The following is a 19,843-nucleotide window of genomic DNA, read 5'->3' as shown; positions in this document are numbered from 1 at the left end:
TAATAACCCCCCACATAAGTCAGAATCCTAATTGTCAGTCCTTTAATAATGCTGAAGGACCTATACCGTTTCCCGGGTTTTCATTTCATTTGGATAACGGATTGGATTATACTTTTTGCTGTATTCTTTCATTATTTTATATCCACGCCTTGTACCAAGATTAATTTTTAAAACAAAAATGCTGTTGAAAAATTGGCCCATAAGTACTTTTCTGAAACACCTTTTAAACAGGGCCCACACAGATACATTTTTTGCATATAGCCAGCGATATCCTTTGTATAATTCATCCTGTGTCATTTTCAGAGGTATGAAGTTTACACCATCCAATATGTAGTTATCGTAGTCATGAGAGGTTATCCTGTCCTCTTTTATCCATCGCTCTCTTAGCTGCGTTCCTGCATATGGGTAAGGAATATTGAACTGTATACTATCAAATTTCATTTTATTAATGAACTTATGCATCCTTTTAAATGTATCCGGGCCGTCATTATCCAGTCCTATAACAAATGCACCCTGAATAAGAATCCCGTTTTTATGTGCTCTTTTAATAAGCGCCCTGTATTCTTCTGGCTTGTTCTGGGTTTTGTTGGATTTTTTCAAACTATCTTCATTAATCGATTCAAATCCTATGAAAAGCAGTATACAGCCGCTTTTGGAAGCAAGCTCCAAGAATCCTTCTCTGCTTGCAGTTTTTACTCCGGTTTGGCTTGCCCACTTTATCTTGAGAGCAGCAAGTTTTTCAAACAACTCTTGAGCATACTTTGGATTTGCACCAATATGATCATCTACTATAAAAATCGGCTTGGATCTGTCAAGAGTCTTAACTTCCTCTATGACTTCATCAATTGGACGGTAACGATATTTGTTTCCCCAAAATTTAGACGCTGAGCAGAACTCGCAGTTGAAAGGACATCCTCGTGTTGTCTGAACATACTGATAAACAGTGTATCTTTCAGGATGCTTGATAAGATCGAACCTAGGTCTTGGCAATCCCTTCATATCAAAGAATTTATCCGCCTTATATATTTTCTTAAGCTTTCCCTGTTCTGCATCCTTTACAATATCCCCCCAGGTCAATTCGGCTTCTCCTATGGAAACAGCATCACAATGCTCCAGCGCCTCTTCTGGCATTGCAGATACATGAATTCCACCCATTACTACCATAACACCTCTTTTGCGGAATTCATCTGCTACTTCATATCCTCTCTTTATCGCTGAGGTAGTTCCTGTAATACCAACTAAATCGACTTTTTCGTCAAAATCTATGTCATCAAAAAGCTCGTCTACAATAGATACTTCATGCTCTTTGGGAATAAGAGCTGCAACTGCACAAAGCGACCAAGGGGGCAGTTTGAATCGTGTTCCAATTCCTTTAATAAGCTTGTGGACTTTAGGTTGAATCAAAAGAATTTTCATTTTTCTACACTCCTTTTTGGTGATTGATTCTTTTGGTATTACTCCTTTACCGGGCACAGTTGTTTTATGTAAATATTTAATTATGATACTGCGTGCTATTCCACTACCTCTATATACCAGGTAAATTTCGATACCATTGTCATGTTATTATTCTCGTCATGCAACTGAACTAAAATTTCCAGCATTGTGCGGCCTTTGGTTTTCAGATTTTTCTTGGCTTTTTCCAGTTCATCCTCATTGACATTTGCACTTGAATATACCACACCTTTTGCTGGCTTTCTGTACTTGGTTTCCACTGAGCGAACTACAGGAATAACTTTATTTTCCTCATACTCCTTCAGTATTTTTTGAAGATACTGTCCGCTTGTTGCCTCCGCAAGAGCAAACTGGGCACTGGCATGGACAGTTCCAATGTGATTCAGATATATGGATTCATCAGCTATTTCTAATAAACACCCTTCTTTTTCAGAAGTTCTTATTCTTATATGTTTATTAAAAGGTATGCTAATTATATCCATATTATCCTCCATAAGAATATTTACCCCTGAAACAAAGATTTGCTTCAAATGTTTTCATAATTATACACTATTACCTCTTTATTGTAAACATTCTTTATTCTACTTATATTGTCTTATTTTTACACTTTTTGATATTTTACGTTTTATATTTCAAACAGAAGTTCTTTTAACTCTACTTTTTCGTAGCTATCGATTGATAACAATACTGAAATTCAGAACCCTTGGGAGTTCAAATGTGAGTAGTATAGAAAATGTTTGTCTAATTGTCCTTGTACAAAAAGGTACCCTTGAGAAGAATCAAATGAGCAAAATTATAGCCTGCCGAAAAATATCGGCAGGCTTATTTTTGTTGCAATTTTATATAATGCTATATAATGCTTTTCATGTACCCTGCAAAGTGAGCAAATACTATTCCCGGTTCCTCTAAATCAAGGCACCATCTTTTTACCCATTCAAGAGAGACATACCCGTCATAGCCGTTTTCTTTGAGTAGTTCAACAGCGGCCTTCACAGGAATATCACCATAACCGGTCATCTTGTATTTAACAGTACCATCAACGACTATTGAATCCTTGATGTGTATAAAACATATATACTCCTTCAAATTACCGTATGTGTATTCTAACTGCTCATTAAAAAACCTAATAGGATGATGTATATCCCAAAGTACTCCAACACTGTCAGAGTTGACTTTATCAAGCAGTGCTTTCATAACCTTTGAATCGGCAAATACTCCGTTGGTTTCCACTAATAGTTTTACGCCTTTGCTCTTTGCCTCAGTTGCAAGATTTTTAAGGTTTTCTGCAACAAAATCAATGTCTATTTCAGAAGGCTGCGGCTGAGCATCTCCTAAAACCCTTACATATGGAGTACCCAGTTTTTGGGCTAAATCAATATAATCAATACCTTCTTTTATATGTTTATCTATGTTAGCCTTGTCAAATAAAAAACACGCTGAAGTCAAACAAGGTATTTCTAGACCTATTTTTGACAATTTCTTTTTTGTAAGTTCTATATTATCCTTTGAAAAATGTTTTACTTTAGGTACATACAGTTCATTGCCGATACCCCTTACTTCAATACCGTCAAAACCTATATCTTTTGCAGTTGAAAGCATATCCTCCCAACTCCATCCTGGACAGCCCAATGTGGAAAACGAAATCTTCATAAATTGCCACCTCCGAATATAACCCTTTTTTTCATGATAACATGTTTTCTTTGGACTGTCATCAGTTTTGCCATTATTTTGTACCAGACAAAAGTATTCAACTATTAGCCAAAATACTCGATTCCGGCCTGGAAAATCTTCTGGTCTTTTTCACCAGGTACATTTTTGTACAGATTTGCTCCTATTCTTTCAGAATGTCCCATTTTACCGAAAACTCTGCCATCGGGGCTTGTAATACCTTCTATGGCATTTATTGAGCCGTTAGGATTATATGATATATCATAAGTGGGCTTTCCATTAAGGTCAACATACTGGGTCGCTATTTGTCCGTTTGCTTCTAGTGCAGTTAGAACATCATTGCTTGCAGTAAACCTTCCTTCCCCATGAGATATTGCTACTGTATGAATATCACCAACCTTTACTTTGTTAAGCCATGGGGAAAGGTTTGATGCTATTCTTGTTTTAACCAAGCTGGATTGGTGTCGTCCTATTGTATTAAAGGTCAGTGTAGGACATGTCTCATCAATTTCTCTTATTTCACCAAATGGAAGGAGTCCTAACTTAATAAGTGCCTGGAATCCATTACAAATACCTAAAACCAATCCATCTCTGTTTTTCAGAAGTTTCATGACAGCTTCACTGATAACAGGATTTCTGAAAGCTGTAGCAATAAACTTACCTGATCCTTCTGGTTCGTCACCAGCACTGAAACCTCCGGGAATCATGATTATCTGAGAATTATCTATCAGTGTTTCCATTCTCTTTATAGACTCTTCAATGTCATTATGAGTCATGTTCTTTATTACCAGTGTTTCTACGATTCCTCCTGCATTTTCAAATACCTTTTTAGTATCGTATTCACAGTTTGTTCCCGGAAATACAGGAATAAATACTCTTGGCTTTGCAATCTTTACAGAAGGTTTTAGTTTTGCTTTTGCTTCATAGCTATATGCAACTACATTTTTCTGTTCCTCTGTTACCTTCGTAGGGAATACCTTTTCTAAAGGTTTCTGCCACTTATCTGCAAGTTCATCAAGTTTAAGTATAGTACTGTTTATGTTAAGTTCCGAATTATCAGTAGTATTTCCTAATACAGTGTATCTTAAGCCTTCCAATACTTTTGTTATTTCTATATTTTCAGGTATCTCAAGTATTATAGAACCGTAGAAGGGTTTAAACAGAAGTGAAACATCTGTCATTCCTTCAAGTTTAAATCCTATCATATTACCAAATGCCATTTTGCTAATTATTTCTGCAATACCGCCTGATCTTACAGAGCTTGCAGACAAAATGGACTTTTCTGTGGCAAGTTTATTTACACGCCTGTAAACTTTGTCAAGCTCATCAAAATCAGGAAGCATATTATCGTCAAGCTTTACTTTTAGAAGTACTACCTTACTTCCTGCAGCTTTGAATTCGTTTGAAACTACATTTTCAACATTAACTGTATTTACAGCAAAAGAGACCAATGTGGGTGGAACATCCATATCCATAAAACTTCCAGACATACTGTCCTTTCCACCAATAGCTGCCGTTCCCAGTTTCATCTGGGCATAATATGCACCAAGCAATGCACTTAATGGTTTTCCCCAACGCTTTGCATCTTTTCCTGGCTTTTCAAAATATTCTTGTAGAGTAAGTCTTGCTGTACTGTAGTCACCGCCCATAGCAACTATTTTTGCAATTGATTCTACAACAGCATATACTGCCCCATGGAAAGGACTCCATTTTGAAATGTCAGGATTGTATCCAAAGGACATAAGTGTTCCGGTTGTTGTATCACCTTCCATAAGTGGCAGCTTTGCAGCCATACCTTCTGCAGGAGTAAGCTGCGTTTTTCCGCCGAAAGGCATAAGTACAGTATTTGCACCTATTGTGGAATCAAATCTTTCAACCAATCCTTTTTGACTACATCTGTTAAGATTTTGCAGATTATTAATCCAGTATTCTTTTAAACTGTCTATCTTTATTTCATTACATTCATCAAAATATGTTATTTCACTTGGTGCTGAAACCTCTATGTCTATTCGTTGCTTTGCACCGTTTGAATTCAAGAATTCACGGCTTAAGTCTACTATTTGCTTTCCTCTCCATGACATTTTAAGTCTTGGTTCCGCTTTTACTTCCGCAACAACAACTGCTTCAAGATTTTCTTCGGCTGCATGGCTTATAAATTTTTCCACATCGCAAGCTGCAACAACAACTGCCATACGCTCCTGGGACTCTGAAATTGCCAACTCTGTGCCATCCAATCCTTCGTATTTCTTTGGAACAGCATCAAGATTTATTTCAAGTCCGTCTGCTAATTCTCCAATTGCAACAGACACTCCTCCTGCACCGAAGTCATTGCATCTCTTTATTAATGTGCTTACATCAGGGTTTCTAAATAAACGCTGTATTTTTCTCTCTGTAGGAGGATTACCCTTCTGAACCTCAGCACCACATGTCATGAGAGATTCTTCAGTATGTGCCTTAGATGAACCAGTTGCTCCTCCGCAGCCATCTCTACCCGTTCTTCCACCAAGCAGGATTATCTTATCTCCTGCTTCTGGCTGCATCCTTACAACATTTTTTCTTGGTGCTGCACCTATTACTGCACCTATTTCCATTCTCTTTGCAACATAGCCCTCGTCGTATATTTCGGCTACCTGTCCGGTGGCAAGGCCTATTTGATTACCGTAGGAACTGTATCCTGCAGCTGCTCCAGTTGTGATTTTCTTCTGTGGAAGCTTTCCTTGTATAGTATCTTCAAGCTTTGCTCTAGGGTCACCGCTGCCGGTTACTCTCATTGCTTGGTATACATAAACTCTTCCTGACAATGGGTCTCTGATAGCGCCTCCCAGACATGTTGCAGCTCCACCAAAAGGCTCAATTTCTGTAGGATGATTGTGTGTCTCATTTTTAAACATTACAAGCCACTCTTCATTTTTTCCGTTTATATCTGCATTAACAACTATACTACAAGCATTTATTTCATCTGAAAGGTCAAGGTCCTTTAGTTTTCCTTGTTTTCTAAGTGTTTTCATTGCCATAAGAGCTACATCCATAAGGCATACGTCTTTGTCATTACGCTCCTTATAAATATCCTCTCTTTTTTCCATATAGTCTTTGTAGGTTTCCTCAATAATTTCAGTAAATCTGCCTTTTTCAAACTTTACACTGTCAATACAGGTAAGAAAAGTTGTATGTCTGCAGTGATCCGACCAGTAAGTGTCTATCATTCTCATTTCTGTTACTGAAGGGTCACGTTTCTCAGTATTCTTAAAGTAGCTCTGGCAGAAAACAATATCGTCAAAAGACATTGCAAAGCCCATTTCTCTTAAAAGCTCGGAAAGTTGCTTTTCATCCATAGATATAAATCCATCTATAGTAGCAACATCTTCTGGCTGCTCAACCTGAGATTTAAGAGTTTCGGGTTTTGCCATATTTGCTTCCCTGCTTTCAACAGGATTTATATAGTATTTTTTTATTGAATTGAATTCTTCTTCTGAAATATTGCCTTCTAAGACAATTACTCTTGCAGTGTTTATATCAGGTCTGTCACCTTGTGTCAAAAGTTGCACGCATTGCGTAGCAGAATCAGCTCTTTGGTCGTATTGTCCAGGAAGATACTCAACTGCAAAAGCTCTGCAATTTGAAGGAATTTCATATTCCTCATCAAAGGCCAAATCAACTGTTGGCTCAGAAAAGATAGTATTTCTTGCCAACTGATACTCAGAATCGCTAATGCCTTCCACATCATACCTGTTTATTATCTTTAAAGAATCCAATGCCTTTATTCCCAGCGTTTCTCTTAAATCCTTTAAAAGTCCCTGTGCTTCAACGTCATAAGGATGTTTCTTTACAACAAATAACCTTTTTACAGTACTCTGCATTTGACAGTCCTCCTAAATATTTATATAAATTCTTTTGAATAATCTTTCTAAGTATAATTATAGTATGATAAAATATATTAGTAAAATTAATATATTTAATATATTATATTAGGAGTACTTATGGATATAAATTTTGAATTGTATAAAATATTTTATCAATGTGCTGAAAACAAAAGCTTTTCGGAGGCAGCACGCAAACTATATATAACACAGTCTGCTGTAAGTCAGTCTATAAAGAGCCTTGAAAAGCAGCTTGGTGTAACCTTGTTCCTCAGAAAGTCAAGAAATATCCAGTTGACAAATGAAGGTGAACTTCTTTTTAGTTATGTTTCACAAGCTTATAATTTTTTGAAAACTGCCGAAGAAAAGATTCAGGAATTTGAAGGCCTTACTGCCGGCGAAATCCGAATAGGAGTAAGCGATTCAATATGTAAATATTTCATAATGCCATATATAAAAAAGTTCGGGCAAATGTACCCAAATATTATGGTTAAGGTTATAAACAGAACTACTCCCCAACTATTGGATGTGTTAAAAGGGGGCCTAATAGACATTGCCATTTCTACGCTGCCAGTTAATCAGGATATATTTAATGCTGCTCATTTTATTTCAGTTCAAGATATTTTTGTAGCATCAGATAAGTTTAAAGAAATTAAAGAGCGGGAAATATCTTTGCAAGAATTAAACAGTTATCCTCTTGTATTACTACAGTCAGATAGCTCAACCAGAAAATCTGTTGATCGTTTCTTCCAAAGCCAAGGACTTACTTGCACCCCCGAAATAGAACTGGAAAGTCTTGACCTTCTGGTTGAATTCGCAAAAATAGGCACAGGAATCGCTTGTGTATTGAAGGAAAGTGCTTTGGATGCAATTAAATCGGGGGAACTATTCAAAATAAAAATGAAAGAACCCCTACCTCCAAGAAGTATAGGGGTTGTCACCATGAAAAACGTGGTATTATCCAAAGCAGTGAAAACTTTTATAAGTGAACTGATATAACTATAGCAATTCCCTTATAAGTGCTTCTTTTTCCTTTGCAAAGTCAACAAAATCCTCATTTATTTTTACAACCGGAGCATAGGCACAAGAACTTGGAACGTAAACTACTTCCCCAATCTCACCGTTGTCAAGCTTTACCTTTGAACCAACATAATACCTTGGCATATTATCAAACATTACACCCATTACCATAGGGTCAACAATATCATACCCTATTTTTTCCATTTCCTTGAATGCTGAGAACGGTGTCTGCTTTTCTTTGTATGCTCTTTCAGAGGTTATTGCATCAAATATATCTGCAGCCGTAATTATTTTCGCATAAAGGTTCTTTTTATTACCTTGAATTCCAATTGGATACCCTGTACCATCTTCCTTTTCGTGGTGCAGTAAAACTGCTCTTTTTATTTCCAATGATATTTCTGGAATGTTTTTAATAATATCATATCCGTAAATAGGATGTCTTTTTATAATCTCAAATTCGCTTTCACTAAGGGGTCCCTTTTTATTTATAATTTCAGTAGATATTTTAGACTTACCTATATCATGCAAGAGACCTGCCATAGCAAGATCCTTAATTTGCATTTTGTTCAGGTTCATCCACTTACCCAATAGCATTGCATAAAATGCAACATTTACAGAATGTGAATATGTATATTGATCAGCTACCTTAATTGAATTAATACATTCTATTATTGAGTTTACGTCTCCCAGCCTATCATAAATATTATCTGTAATGGTTTTTACGTTATCAATATCCAGTTCCTTACCAATAGCCAGGTTACGTAATATTGCCTTGGTAGCATTAACATCTTCAATATATTCTTTCTGGCTGTCACTAATGCTCATATCTGAAAGATATTCGTTACCAAGAATTGAATGAGATCTGTAAATGGTTACTCTTTCGACTCTAAATGCCTTTAGTTTCTTTAAAATATGCTCTGATATCAGCGTATCAGCCGGAACTATCATGTTTCCTCCACGGGTATAAACATCATCAGCCAAAATACTATCCAAAATTTCATTACTTACTTTTACATATTCTCTTTCCACATTAGCACCTACTTCTATTTATATTGTATAGGGGTATTTATATATAATTCTAAGTTTGGGAACCTATATATATTATACTATCATTTTACAAAATAGTCAGCTAATTTTTTTAACCACTATTTACAGTAGTTTGAGCCGGTAAATATTTCCCAAAAAAAGCCGCTCTGACAATTATTATGGTTAACTTTTATCAGATGCGGCTTTTCAATTGTATTCTAGCTTATAGTGTGAACTTTGATACCTGATCCTTCAGCTTCTTGGAAGCAACAAGATTATCTTGAGTGGAAACTTTGACATTTGCAAAGTGTTCAACAACCTCTGCTGTTTTAGCTGTAATAACTTCAACTCCCTCTGCACTTTCATTTACACTGGAAGTAACCTGTTCCAAAGCAGTAACAATATTGGCAATGGAATTGTTCATAGCCTTTGCAGAGTCATTAAATTCATTCATTATTTTGCTGAACTGTGCTGAATCGTTATAGTACTGCTCACCTGTATTAATTAGCTTTTTATAATCGTTCAATACTTCCTTATCCACAAACTCCAAAAGCACTCCTGCACTTTCAGTCAACGCACCTACTGATTCATTTACAGTCTTTACTATATTTTTAATATCAGCTGCAGTTTTAGAAGACTGGTCTGCAAGCTTTCTTATCTCGTCTGCTACTACAGCAAAACCTTTTCCAGCTTCTCCAGCTCTTGCCGCTTCTATAGCCGCATTAAGCGAAAGTAAATTTGTCTGTTCCGTTATCTGTAGTATAGCCTGAGCTAGCTGGTCAATGTGAGAAACCTCCCCAGCTTTATCAATTGCCCCCTGAAGCTGCTGTTTAACTTCAAGGTATACATTATTTGCATTCTCTGCAGATAATACAGCACTTTCTTTTATTTCACTTGCCTTAATGCTGACTTCACTTGCTGTTTGTGCCCCTTCCTCTGAGTTTTGAGCAATAAGATTAATATTTTTCTTTATTTCCTGCGTACTAAAATTAATCTGATGAGATGTAGCTGCTGATTCCTGCATTGACGCAGATATATGCTCTGTAGTTGCTAATGTATCGTCTGCCTTTTCTTTCAAAGTTTCAGTCATTCTCTCTACTTGCTGAGAATTTTCAATAACTTTTTCAGATGCATCAGTCATAAGTCCAAGGATTTCTCTCAACGAACCTCTCATAGTTGAAAGGTTTCTTGCAAGAAATCCTATTTCGTCCTTTCTGCCCTTTATCTGGTTATATGTCTTGTCATGTGATAAATCAAAATTTGCAGTTCGTTCAACAACTCGTGAAAGCACTTTAATAGGTATGGTAAGAGAAAAAGTAAGCCATACTCCTACCGCAACGGCAAATATGCAAAATATTGCCGCAATTATATAAACAGGAAAATCGTAAATACTATATAAGGCAGTCCCACCGCCGACAATAATTATGCAACCGATTACAATACACAATATCTTTTTGCCTATAGACATGTCTTCCGCCCCCAGTTAAGTTAATTAAGTAAGTAAAATTAAAACACAAATTCATAGTAACATATTATTAAAATAAATTCCATATAATAAAAAATACTTTTGCTATTCAAATATATGGATATTTGTATAAAAAAGCAGAAAACATTAAAAATTTATAGTCAAAAGGTTCTTTACGATATATATTTACCAAGTTAAATGTGCTAATATAGCTTAATAGTCGCTGTATGCTGTATTAAATTTAGTACATATATATCTTCAGCTTTTTTACAATTATTCACTGTTTTTATGATATTATTTTGTTGTAAGACTATTTATTTAACTACATAAAACATAGGAAGGTGATTATATGTCTGAGCAAATCAGATTAATTGCTTCACGAATAAAAGAGTTAAGAGAAATATCTGAAATTAGTGTTGAAGCACTTGCAGCAGAGCTTAATATTTCAGAAGAAGCATATAGGTCATACGAAAGCGGTGAAACTGATATTCCCGTAAGCTTTCTTTATCAAATAGCAAATAAATTTAATGTTGAACTTTCAGCAATAATTACGGGAGATGCTCCAAAACTCCACACTTATCAGCTTGTCAGAGATGGAAAAGGTGTAAATGTTGAAAGACGTGAACATTATAAATATCACAGTCTTGCTTACAATTTTGTTGGGAAAAAGGCTGAGCCTTTTATTGTAACAGTAGAGCCAGAAGCTGCCGATTCACCTGTACACTTTAATTCACATAAAGGACAGGAATTCAACTATATTATTGAAGGAACTCTTAAAATAATTATTAACGGTCATGAACTTATTATGAATGAAGGTGACTCCGTTTACTTTGATTCTTCTGCAAGTCACGGAATGAAAGCAATGAATGGTAAGAAAGCCAGATTTTTGGCAATTATTTTTTAGGTATCAGGGGGAATAAGTAATGTTGGAAAAATACTTATCTCGGGTAGACTTTACATCTTATGAGGATTTTTACGAGAACTTTAAAATAAATGTACCTGAGAACTTTAATTTTGCCTATGACGTTGTTGATGAATATGCAAAAACAACACCGGATAAGGTAGCAATTGTATGGTGTGATAAATCTGGAGCAGAAGCGACATTCACATTCGGTCAGTTAAAAGAGTATAGCGATAAGACAGCCAACTTTTTTAAGTCATTGGGTATTAAAAGAGGCGACCCAGTAATGCTCATATTAAAAAGGCGATACGAGTTCTGGTTCTGTATTTTAGCTTTACATAAACTGGGTGCCATTACAATTCCGGCAACTCATCTTCTTACTTCAAAAGATATAGTCTATAGGGCTAATGCAGCAGACATAAAAATGATTGTTTGTGTTAATGAGCCCGAAGTCATAAAACATATAGAAGATTCCGAAAGTAAAACACCAACAGTAAAATATAAGGCATTGATTAACGGCAGCAAGGATGGCTGGCTGGATTTCTCATCCGGTGTTGAAAATGCTTCCAGTGAATTCCAAAGGCCTCAGGGAGATTTTGGTTCCCACAATAGCGACATATCATTGTTGTACTTTACATCTGGTACTACAGGTATGCCAAAGATGGTTCAGCACGATTATGAATATCCTTTGGGACATATCCTTACTGCTAAATACTGGCAGAATGTTTCTGAAGACGGTCTTCACCTGACAGTTGCTGATACAGGCTGGGCTAAAGCTGTATGGGGGAAAATTTATGGTCAATGGCTTTCAGGGTGTGCTGTATTTGTATATGACTTTGATAAATTTGTTCCAAAGGAACTTCTTGAGGTTATTTCAAAGCACCGTGTTACTTCTTTTTGTGCTCCTCCTACAATTTACAGATTTTTCATCAAGGAAGATCTTTCAAAGTATGATTTAAGCAGTCTGAAGTATTGTACTGTTGCAGGAGAACCTCTCAATCCAGAGGTATACAGTCAATTTTACAAGGCTACTGGCATAAAGTTAATGGAAGCCTTCGGCCAAACAGAGTTAACTGTCACAGTAGGTACTTTCCCATGGATGGAGCCAAAGCCTGGGTCAATGGGTAAGCCATCTCCTGGATATGATATAGATCTTCTTGATGACAACGGAAATCCATGTCAGGATGGTGAAGAAGGCCAGATTGTTGTTAGAACTACCAGAAAGAAACCTGCCGGTATGTTCGGCGGTTACTATAGAGATGAAGCTCTTACTAATAAAGTATGGCATGATGGTGTTTATTATACAGGTGATGTGGCTTGGCGTGATGAAGACGGTTATTTCTGGTTTGTAGGCAGAGCTGATGATGTAATTAAGAGCTCAGGTTACAGAATCGGGCCTTTCGAAGTGGAAAGTGCTTTACTTGAGCATCCAGCAGTTCTGGAATGTGCTATAACTGCTGTTCCAGATCCTATCAGAGGTCAGATTGTAAAAGCTACCGTCATATTAGCTAAGAACTATACTCCAAGTGACGAACTGGTAAAGGAACTACAGGACCATGTAAAGAGGGTTACAGCACCTTATAAATACCCGAGAATCATTGAGTTTGTAGATGAGCTTCCAAAAACTATAAGCGGAAAAATCAGACGTGTTGAAATAAGACAGACTGATAAAGATAATAAATAAAAGTTATACTAAAAACCCCGGATGGCATTTAATCGCCATTCGGGGTTTTTGTTAAGTATTTTTTGATTAAAGAACTTTCATCAATATTTCATTACTTCTTTGTATAAATTTGGCCATAGCATCCGGCTCCAAAGTCTGATGACTCATCATGGCCAAATCATATATATGTTCGCTTACCAGCTTCACATCTTCTTTTCTTTCATCCTTTTCCTTTAAGTCAATCAATGCCTTTACTAGTTTGTTTGAAGAGTTCAGTACAAGAGTCTGTTCTTTTGGGAACATATGACCCATATCCATTCCACCGAACATTTTGCTCATTTCCTGCATTCTTCTGGATTGCTCCGACAACAGTACTACAGCCGGTATAGTTTCATTTTTCAAGGATTCAACCTGTATTTTAAGTTTTTCATCATTTACTGTTTCCTTGAATAAATTCTCCAAATATTTAACATCATCTTCAGGAATACCTGTGTTTTCCTGCTTCATGCTTGAAGAAATATCAGCATCAATTCTGTTAAACTGCAGTCCCGTAACTTTACTCTCAAGCAGAGACATAAAGTGGTTGTCAATCATGTTTGTAAGTATTACCGCTTCCATTCCGTTTTCATTAAATAGCTTGATATACTGTGCCTGCTGATTTTCATCAGAAACGTAAAATACTTTGTTTTCGTGATTGTCCTTGTTGTTTTCAAGATATTCCTTAAGGGTAGTATATCCTCCCTTTGTTGATTTGAAAATAAGTATATCCTTAACTCTATCATAGAATTTTTCTTCACGTATACAGCCGTATTTAACGAATGGATTTATGTCATCCCAGTATTTGTTATAGTTTTCACGTTCATTCTCAAATAACGATGTAAGCTTGTCTGCAACCTTCTTTGTTATATGTGTGGAAATCTTATTTACATAACCATCGTTTTGTAAGAAGCTTCTTGAAACATTCAACGGCAAATCAGGACAATCCAGTACACCCTTTAGCAACAGCAGGAATTCAGGAATTACTTCCTTTATATTGTCAGCCACAAATACCTGATTGTAGTAAAGCTTTATCTGCCCCTCCATTGTCTCAAATTCGTGTTTTAACTTAGGGAAATAAAGTATTCCTTTCAAGTTAAATGGATAATCCATATTTAAATGTATCCAGAAAAGTGGTTCATTAAAATCATGGAACACTTTTGTGTAGAACTGTTTATATTCTTCGTCTGTACAGTCCCTTGGATTTTTAAGCCAAAGAGGCTTTGTATCATTTAAAGGCTCCGGCTTTTTAGGTTCTGCCTCTGCCTTGTCATCAGCTTCTTTAGTTTCCTCTTTCTTCTCTTCTGCTTTTGCTGCATCTTCAAGATATAATTCGTAAGGCAGAAATGCAAAATACTTTTCAAGAGTTTTTCTCATTGTGTATTCATCTGCAAACTCCAAACTGTCATCAGCCAGATACAAGGTTATTGTTGTTCCTCTCTCATTTCTATCGGAGTCTGACATTTCAAATTCTGTTCCTCCGTCACTTACCCACCTTACAGCAGCAGCATCTTTCTGATATGAAAGTGTATCAATCTGGACACGCTGTGATACCATAAATGCCGAATAAAATCCCAGACCGAAGTGACCTATAATTTGACCGTCGTCTGACTTGTCCTTATATTTTTCAAGAAAATCGACTGCTCCTGAAAAAGCAATCTGATTTATATATTTTTTTACCTCTTCCGCAGTCATTCCCAATCCGTTGTCTATTACTTTTATGGTCTTATCATTTTTATTGACAATGACCTTTATTTCAAATTTATTATCTTCTGGTAGTTCTGCTTCTCCCATTGCATCAAGTTTTTTCATTTTGCTAATGGCATCGCTTGCATTTGACACAAGTTCCCTTATAAATATGTCCTTTTCAGAGTATAACCACTTTTTAATTATAGGGAATATGTTTTCTGTATTTATTGAAATATTTCCGCTTTCGTGTTTCATTATATTACCTCCACTTCATTTTTTTACACTATTAATAATATAACTCGAATAGTATAAAGTTTCAAGTATTTTTTAGCACTCAACAAGTAAGAGTGCTAACAATTTTTTTTAAATATGTTTATATATCAAGTATATAGGGATATTCTTTTCATTTCATCACATGCTATATTTTTCTTCTTTTCTTCCAAATGTGTGCTCAATACGACTTTACCCTTCCATAAATCCACAAGATGTTTAAGGGTCTCATAAGCGTAGCTCAATTCCAGTTCCCGACCATCAAACTCGTGTTCAAGGAATAGCGTGTTCTCCTTTGGGCTCCATTCAGTGACTTTTATTACTGGAATACTCCCTACCCCTACTGTATTACATAAAGTATCCCGTACCTTTTTCCAGCCCTCTTCATCTGAAACCTCAGAAATCATATAATCGTTTCCTGTGGTTATATATTCAAAAAGATTCATTTCATCACACAATTCCTGTGTAAGGTATCTTCTTATAAAAGATTGATCTCTCTCATTTTCCCTTACCTCAAATATCTTATCTTTACCCTGAGTATTATACAGGTTTTCAATGATTTTAAAGCCTATAAAATACGGATTTATACTTGATTTTAAAGGTCTGACTACCTCATTATGTTTTCTTAAGAATTCGAAATGAAGACTCTGAGGAAGTTCAAGTTTGCTTAATATAGTATAGTGCCAAAAACTTGCCCAACCCTCATTCATAATTTTTGTCTCAATCTGTGGGATAAAGTATCGGGCTTCTTCTCTTACAATAGAAAGTATATCTTTTTCCCAGTCCAGCAAACGACCATATTCTGTAATAAATTTCAGTATATCCTCCTGAGGCTCCTCCGGTATCTTTATTTCTTGATTGCTAGCTTCAGAGTCATCCTGCCTTTTATTTTCGGAGTACCTATCAAGGTTGGGAAAATCAGATTTATGTTCTGCTAATGCGGATTTTGATTCCTCTTTTTTCTTTTTATTATTGCAAAAGTCAATTATCCTTTCCGTTTGCAGTTTTACAGCATGTGCTGCATTAAGTATTTTTTCAACTTTTGTATAGCCGATGCTTGGATCCGATATATAATCACGTATCCGGTTAGCATGGTTTTTAAAGGTCTCTACTGCATACTCAGCCTTGGTTCCTTTTTTGAAAAGTCTGTTATTTTTGAAAAAATCATTATGTGCATATACATGGGCTATTGTAAGTATTTGAACAAGAAGTGAATTATCTTTCATTAGGTAGGCTATACACGGGTTTGAGTTAATAACCATTTCATACGGAAGTCCTGTAAGATTATATTTATGTAGGGTTTTAATCCTCTCATAGGATTTTCCGTAACTCCAATGGGGATAGTGGGATGGCATTCCTACATATGATTCATAGCCTATCATATCTTCATAGTTTATTATTTCAAATTCCTGATTATAGAAGTTAAGGCCACTTTCCACCGCTATTTCTTCTATGCGCTCATTCCAGTATTCCAGTTCCTTTAAACTAAAATCCGCCATAGCTTTTTTCCTCCCAACTTATTAAATAATCAATCTAATCCATAATCGCCTTCTCGTCCCTATCACTAGCTTTATCCAGGAGCTTTTTAAGTGCCGGCAGGACATCCTCTTTTTTGTTGATATTAATAGCTGCAAAGTTATTACTTTTTATATTAGTCTGAAATTCATTTTTTATGGTACTGCCTATATTATAATAACCTGGTACTATCTCTCCATAGCCAAACAAATTGCAAACCTCACAAAGCTTTTTAGCACTTTCTACAGCTCTTTTATTATCTTCTGACCAGTTGTCTCCATCGCTGCAATGAAAAGCATAAATGTTCCAGTTGCTTGGACTGTATCTGTCGGCAATAATTTCCAATGCTTTGTCATATCCGCTGCTGATATAGGTTCCACCAGATTCACCCCGGTGAAAAAACTCTCTTTCGTTTACTTCCTTTGCAGTTGTTGTGTGAGCTATGAAAACAACATCCACGTTTGCATACTTCAATCGTAGGAATTGATACAAAAGGAAATAAAAGCTTCTTGCCAGATATTTTTTTGTTTGATCCATTGAACCTGAAACATCCATAATGCACAGCACAACTGCATTATAATCCCTTTTGTTATCCTCTTTAATTCTGTAATATCTTAAATCTTCCTGTATAAACGGAAACCTTTCTTGGCCTTCCTGCTTATCATATGTAGTATTCTCTCCATCTTCAGACCTTTTGGAGGCCTGCCTGCGCTTTATTTTCTCAATTACTGAGCGTTTCTTTGCAAGTCTCGGAGGGATGCCTTTGTGTTGGTAACCAAGCTTTCTGTAGCTTTTTTCCTCCAACCTGGATAGCTGCTTTTTATCAATATCGGGAAGGTTCATGTCATCAAAAAGGTATTTTATTACCTCCTCAATGGTTATCTCTGTTTCATAAACCTCTTCTCCCTCCTGATTCCCGGCCCCTCCCTTGCCCTTTCCTTCCTGTGCCTCTCCTTGAAATTTATCGCCCCTTTTTTCATTACCGTCTCCTGCACCTACGCCAGGCTTGGATTTTCCATATATAAATTGAAACTCCTTTATTCCTTTTATTGGAATCTTAATTTTTTTATCCTTACTTTTACCTATTATGCTTTGTTCTGCTATAATATTGCCAAGATTTTTCTTTATGGATTCCTCAACAAGCTCTCTGTGTCTTCTTCTGTCTTCGGCTGACCTATCTTTGCCGATATTGCTGCAGTCTCTGAAAATAGCCATATTTTCCCTCCAATTAATCCTTCCACAGATTGTTAGCAGCATATTTCAATATGACATTGCAGCAGTGGTCACAATAGCCGTTCTTTTTCATTTCCTCTACCATTGTGTTGTATTTCTGGGTCTGTTCCTTATCCCTTACTTTTGCCTGTGTTATAATCCTGCTCAAATCTCTTACGGATGCAGTCAGCTTTTTCTCTATTGCCTCCTTCAAAGGCTCATAGCTTGTATAATCCAAACTTCCCCCATTTCGCATAACAAAGAACATATACGCAGTAACATCCGACCTGAATCCTTTTACCGCAGTATCAGAAATACCTATCTGTTCTTCAATAGAACGCATGAATTTTTCATCGGGCTCAAGTTCCTCACCTGTGTTCTTATCCTTTATTTTAGTCTTGTTGACAAAGGCTTCTGCATGGTCAAGATAATTGTTAAAAAGACTCTCGGCCTGTTCTCTATAGCCATGAATAAACGCCTTTGTAACTTCTTTTTCCATAATTTTATTGTATTCCTTCTTTACAGAATCATATATAAGCCTTAAGTAACGTTCTTTTTCCTCATCTCCGATTCCCAGTTCCTTGACAGATTTAATTAATGCCTCCATAACCGCAATTGGATTTATGCAATCATTCTCAGATTCAGATAATGCAGTATCCAGAGCTTTCATTATAAATCTGGTTGATATACCCGTCATACCCTCTCTGGGTGCCTCCTCACGAAGCTCAAATATATCTATTTTACGAGTCATTCCTTTTTCCAGAATTTCCTCACCGTTGTATATTTTTAGCTTAGTAAGAGGGTCTACCTTGTTTGATGGGCTTAATCTGGTCAGTATAGCAAACATGGATGCTATTTCTATAGTATGAGGTGCTATATGTGCCTTAAATTTGCTCTTAGAAAGCATTTTTTCATATATTTTTATTTCCTCGTTTAATTCAAGGCAGTAAGGTACCTCAATTCTTACAATTCTGTCTAGAATCGCCTCATTTGTATGGTCTGACTTGAATTTATTCCATTCTGCTTCATTGGAATGAGCCAATATAACTCCGTCAAAATATATCATTGCACCTTTTCCCGGCGATGGAATGGATTTTTCCTGTGTTGCAGTTATCATAGTGTGCAGATATTCCGTTTCATTTTTGAATACCTCTATGAATTCCACAATACCTCTGTTTCCTGCATTAAAAGCACCATTTAAAGATAATACTCTTGGGTCATCTTCTGAATAAAGGTCTATTTTCGATATATCAACGCTTCCGGTTAATATTGAAGTATCCTGATTGTTAGGGTCTACCGGAGGCACAACACCTATACCTTTTCTTGACCTTATGGAAAAGCCTGTTAATTCAACGGGAAACTTTTCATATTCTCCGTTATAATCATTCTTTAAGCGGTATCTGCAAATAGGGCATAAATCGCCTTCGATTTTTACATTTAATTTTTCTTCAAAATCTTTTCTAAGGTGTTTTGGAATTAAATGAAGTGGTTCTTCCCTCATTGGGCAATCTTTTAAGGAATATATGGGCGGAGCAGCTTCCAGAGCCTTTTTAAGTGCTTCCATTAGTGATGATTTACCTGCCCCTACAGGCCCTACCAAATACAAAACCTGTCTAGCCTCTTCTCCGGCCATGGCAGCAGAGTGGAAATACCTTACAATCTTCATTATTGTTTTATCAATTCCAAAAAAATCTTCTTCAAAGAACTTGTATTTTTTTATTATATCGTTCCCGTATATTCTTCTTAGCCTTGGGTTTTCCTCAGTTTTTACAGCTTCAACCCCTTTTGAGCTGATAATCTCATACAATCTTTGATGAGACAGCATGGCAACCTCCGGATTGGATTTAACTATTTGTAAATAATCCAGAAATGTTCCATTAAATTGCTTGCGTATGTGTTCCTCTCTGTCTTTTTTAATTAGTTCCCTAAAATCAAATTCCGGTTTGGTCATTTAAGCCCCTCCCTTTTATGCCGTGGTAGCTAGTAGTAATTTAAAATATTTCTCATTGTTAAAATATATGTGGTCATTTTAAAAATATTATTAAATACAAACTTTTGTATGTACCAGT

At 36.2% G+C, this 19,843-nt stretch carries 13 protein-coding genes; 3 read left to right on the top strand and 10 right to left on the bottom strand.

The window, feature by feature from the left end; translation table 11 throughout:
- Positions 1 to 60: 60 nt before the first annotated feature.
- The 4 genes from K412_RS0115525 to K412_RS0115510 all read right to left on the bottom strand — a co-directional run bounded on the left by K412_RS0115525 (position 61) and on the right by K412_RS0115510 (position 6,977).
- On the bottom strand, positions 61 to 1,416 hold the full coding sequence (locus tag K412_RS0115525) for a B12-binding domain-containing radical SAM protein (RefSeq protein ID WP_024833957.1): 1,356 nt from the start codon (positions 1,414 to 1,416) through the stop codon (positions 61 to 63).
- Between the two features lie 95 nt (positions 1,417 to 1,511).
- Positions 1,512 to 1,934, bottom strand: coding sequence for a YiiD C-terminal domain-containing protein (locus K412_RS0115520; protein ID WP_024833956.1), 423 nt, complete (start codon positions 1,932 to 1,934; stop codon positions 1,512 to 1,514).
- A 367-nt stretch (positions 1,935 to 2,301) separates the two neighbouring features.
- Complete coding sequence (locus K412_RS0115515) at positions 2,302 to 3,102, bottom strand: sugar phosphate isomerase/epimerase family protein (protein ID WP_024833955.1); 801 nt, start codon at positions 3,100 to 3,102, stop codon at positions 2,302 to 2,304.
- A gap of 104 nt (positions 3,103 to 3,206) precedes the next feature.
- Complete coding sequence (locus K412_RS0115510) at positions 3,207 to 6,977, bottom strand: phosphoribosylformylglycinamidine synthase (RefSeq protein WP_024833954.1); 3,771 nt, start codon at positions 6,975 to 6,977, stop codon at positions 3,207 to 3,209.
- Between the two features lie 120 nt (positions 6,978 to 7,097).
- Between K412_RS0115510 and K412_RS0115505 the strand changes: the two genes are divergently transcribed.
- Positions 7,098 to 7,976, top strand: a complete 879-nt coding sequence (locus K412_RS0115505) for a LysR family transcriptional regulator (protein ID WP_024833953.1) — start codon at positions 7,098 to 7,100, stop codon at positions 7,974 to 7,976.
- Here K412_RS0115505 and K412_RS0115500 read toward each other — a convergent pair whose 3' ends face one another.
- Positions 7,977 to 9,026, bottom strand: a complete 1,050-nt coding sequence (locus K412_RS0115500; protein WP_024833952.1) for an HD-GYP domain-containing protein — start codon at positions 9,024 to 9,026, stop codon at positions 7,977 to 7,979.
- Positions 9,027 to 9,246: 220 nt separating this feature from the next.
- Positions 9,247 to 10,491: a methyl-accepting chemotaxis protein gene (locus K412_RS0115495; RefSeq protein WP_024833951.1), complete on the bottom strand. Its 1,245-nt coding sequence runs from the start codon at positions 10,489 to 10,491 to the stop codon at positions 9,247 to 9,249.
- Positions 10,492 to 10,837: 346 nt separating this feature from the next.
- On the opposite strand from K412_RS0115495, the gene K412_RS0115490 reads away from it, so the two are divergent.
- Together K412_RS0115490 and K412_RS0115485 are read left to right on the top strand one after the other, a co-directional pair.
- On the top strand, positions 10,838 to 11,392 hold the full coding sequence (locus K412_RS0115490) for a helix-turn-helix domain-containing protein (RefSeq protein WP_024833950.1): 555 nt from the start codon (positions 10,838 to 10,840) through the stop codon (positions 11,390 to 11,392).
- 19 nt (positions 11,393 to 11,411) lie between these two features.
- Positions 11,412 to 13,073: an AMP-binding protein gene (locus K412_RS0115485; protein ID WP_024833949.1), complete on the top strand. Its 1,662-nt coding sequence runs from the start codon at positions 11,412 to 11,414 to the stop codon at positions 13,071 to 13,073.
- A 66-nt stretch (positions 13,074 to 13,139) separates the two neighbouring features.
- Here the strand turns inward: K412_RS0115485 and htpG are convergent, their stop codons facing one another.
- The 4 genes from htpG to K412_RS0115465 form a co-directional block, all read right to left on the bottom strand.
- A complete protein-coding gene (gene htpG / locus K412_RS0115480; protein WP_024833948.1) occupies positions 13,140 to 15,032 on the bottom strand; it encodes a molecular chaperone HtpG in 1,893 nt (630 codons plus the stop codon).
- Between the two features lie 125 nt (positions 15,033 to 15,157).
- Positions 15,158 to 16,546, bottom strand: a complete 1,389-nt coding sequence (locus K412_RS0115475; protein ID WP_024833947.1) for a SpoVR family protein — start codon at positions 16,544 to 16,546, stop codon at positions 15,158 to 15,160.
- A 34-nt stretch (positions 16,547 to 16,580) separates the two neighbouring features.
- Positions 16,581 to 17,777 carry a sporulation protein YhbH gene (gene yhbH / locus K412_RS0115470; protein WP_024833946.1) on the bottom strand — a complete coding sequence of 399 codons (1,197 nt, stop codon included), beginning with the start codon at positions 17,775 to 17,777 and terminating at the stop codon, positions 16,581 to 16,583.
- A gap of 13 nt (positions 17,778 to 17,790) precedes the next feature.
- Positions 17,791 to 19,725: a PrkA family serine protein kinase gene (locus K412_RS0115465; RefSeq protein ID WP_024833945.1), complete on the bottom strand. Its 1,935-nt coding sequence runs from the start codon at positions 19,723 to 19,725 to the stop codon at positions 17,791 to 17,793.
- Between the last annotated feature and the right edge of the window lie 118 nt (positions 19,726 to 19,843).

This window comes from Ruminiclostridium josui JCM 17888 (assembly GCF_000526495.1).
GTDB classification, from domain to species: domain Bacteria; phylum Bacillota; class Clostridia; order Acetivibrionales; family DSM-1351; genus Ruminiclostridium; species Ruminiclostridium josui.
This window is presented reverse-complemented; position numbering and strand designations above follow the sequence as displayed.

Excerpts from the sequence above, each read along its gene's own strand:
- K412_RS0115485 (WP_024833949.1), top strand. The coding sequence starts at position 11,412 with ATGTTGGAAAAATACTTATCTCGGGTAGACTTTACATCTTATGAGGAT.
- K412_RS0115465 (WP_024833945.1), bottom strand. The coding sequence starts at position 19,725 with ATGACCAAACCGGAATTTGATTTTAGGGAACTAATTAAAAAAGACAGA.
- yhbH (WP_024833946.1), bottom strand. The coding sequence starts at position 17,777 with ATGGCTATTTTCAGAGACTGCAGCAATATCGGCAAAGATAGGTCAGCC.
- K412_RS0115520 (WP_024833956.1), bottom strand. The coding sequence starts at position 1,934 with ATGGATATAATTAGCATACCTTTTAATAAACATATAAGAATAAGAACT.
- K412_RS0115495 (WP_024833951.1), bottom strand. The coding sequence starts at position 10,491 with ATGTCTATAGGCAAAAAGATATTGTGTATTGTAATCGGTTGCATAATT.
- K412_RS0115475 (WP_024833947.1), bottom strand. The coding sequence starts at position 16,546 with ATGGCGGATTTTAGTTTAAAGGAACTGGAATACTGGAATGAGCGCATA.
- K412_RS0115510 (WP_024833954.1), bottom strand. The coding sequence starts at position 6,977 with ATGCAGAGTACTGTAAAAAGGTTATTTGTTGTAAAGAAACATCCTTAT.
- htpG (WP_024833948.1), bottom strand. The coding sequence starts at position 15,032 with ATGAAACACGAAAGCGGAAATATTTCAATAAATACAGAAAACATATTC.
- K412_RS0115515 (WP_024833955.1), bottom strand. The coding sequence starts at position 3,102 with ATGAAGATTTCGTTTTCCACATTGGGCTGTCCAGGATGGAGTTGGGAG.
- K412_RS0115490 (WP_024833950.1), top strand. The coding sequence starts at position 10,838 with ATGTCTGAGCAAATCAGATTAATTGCTTCACGAATAAAAGAGTTAAGA.
- K412_RS0115505 (WP_024833953.1), top strand. The coding sequence starts at position 7,098 with ATGGATATAAATTTTGAATTGTATAAAATATTTTATCAATGTGCTGAA.
- K412_RS0115525 (WP_024833957.1), bottom strand. The coding sequence starts at position 1,416 with ATGAAAATTCTTTTGATTCAACCTAAAGTCCACAAGCTTATTAAAGGA.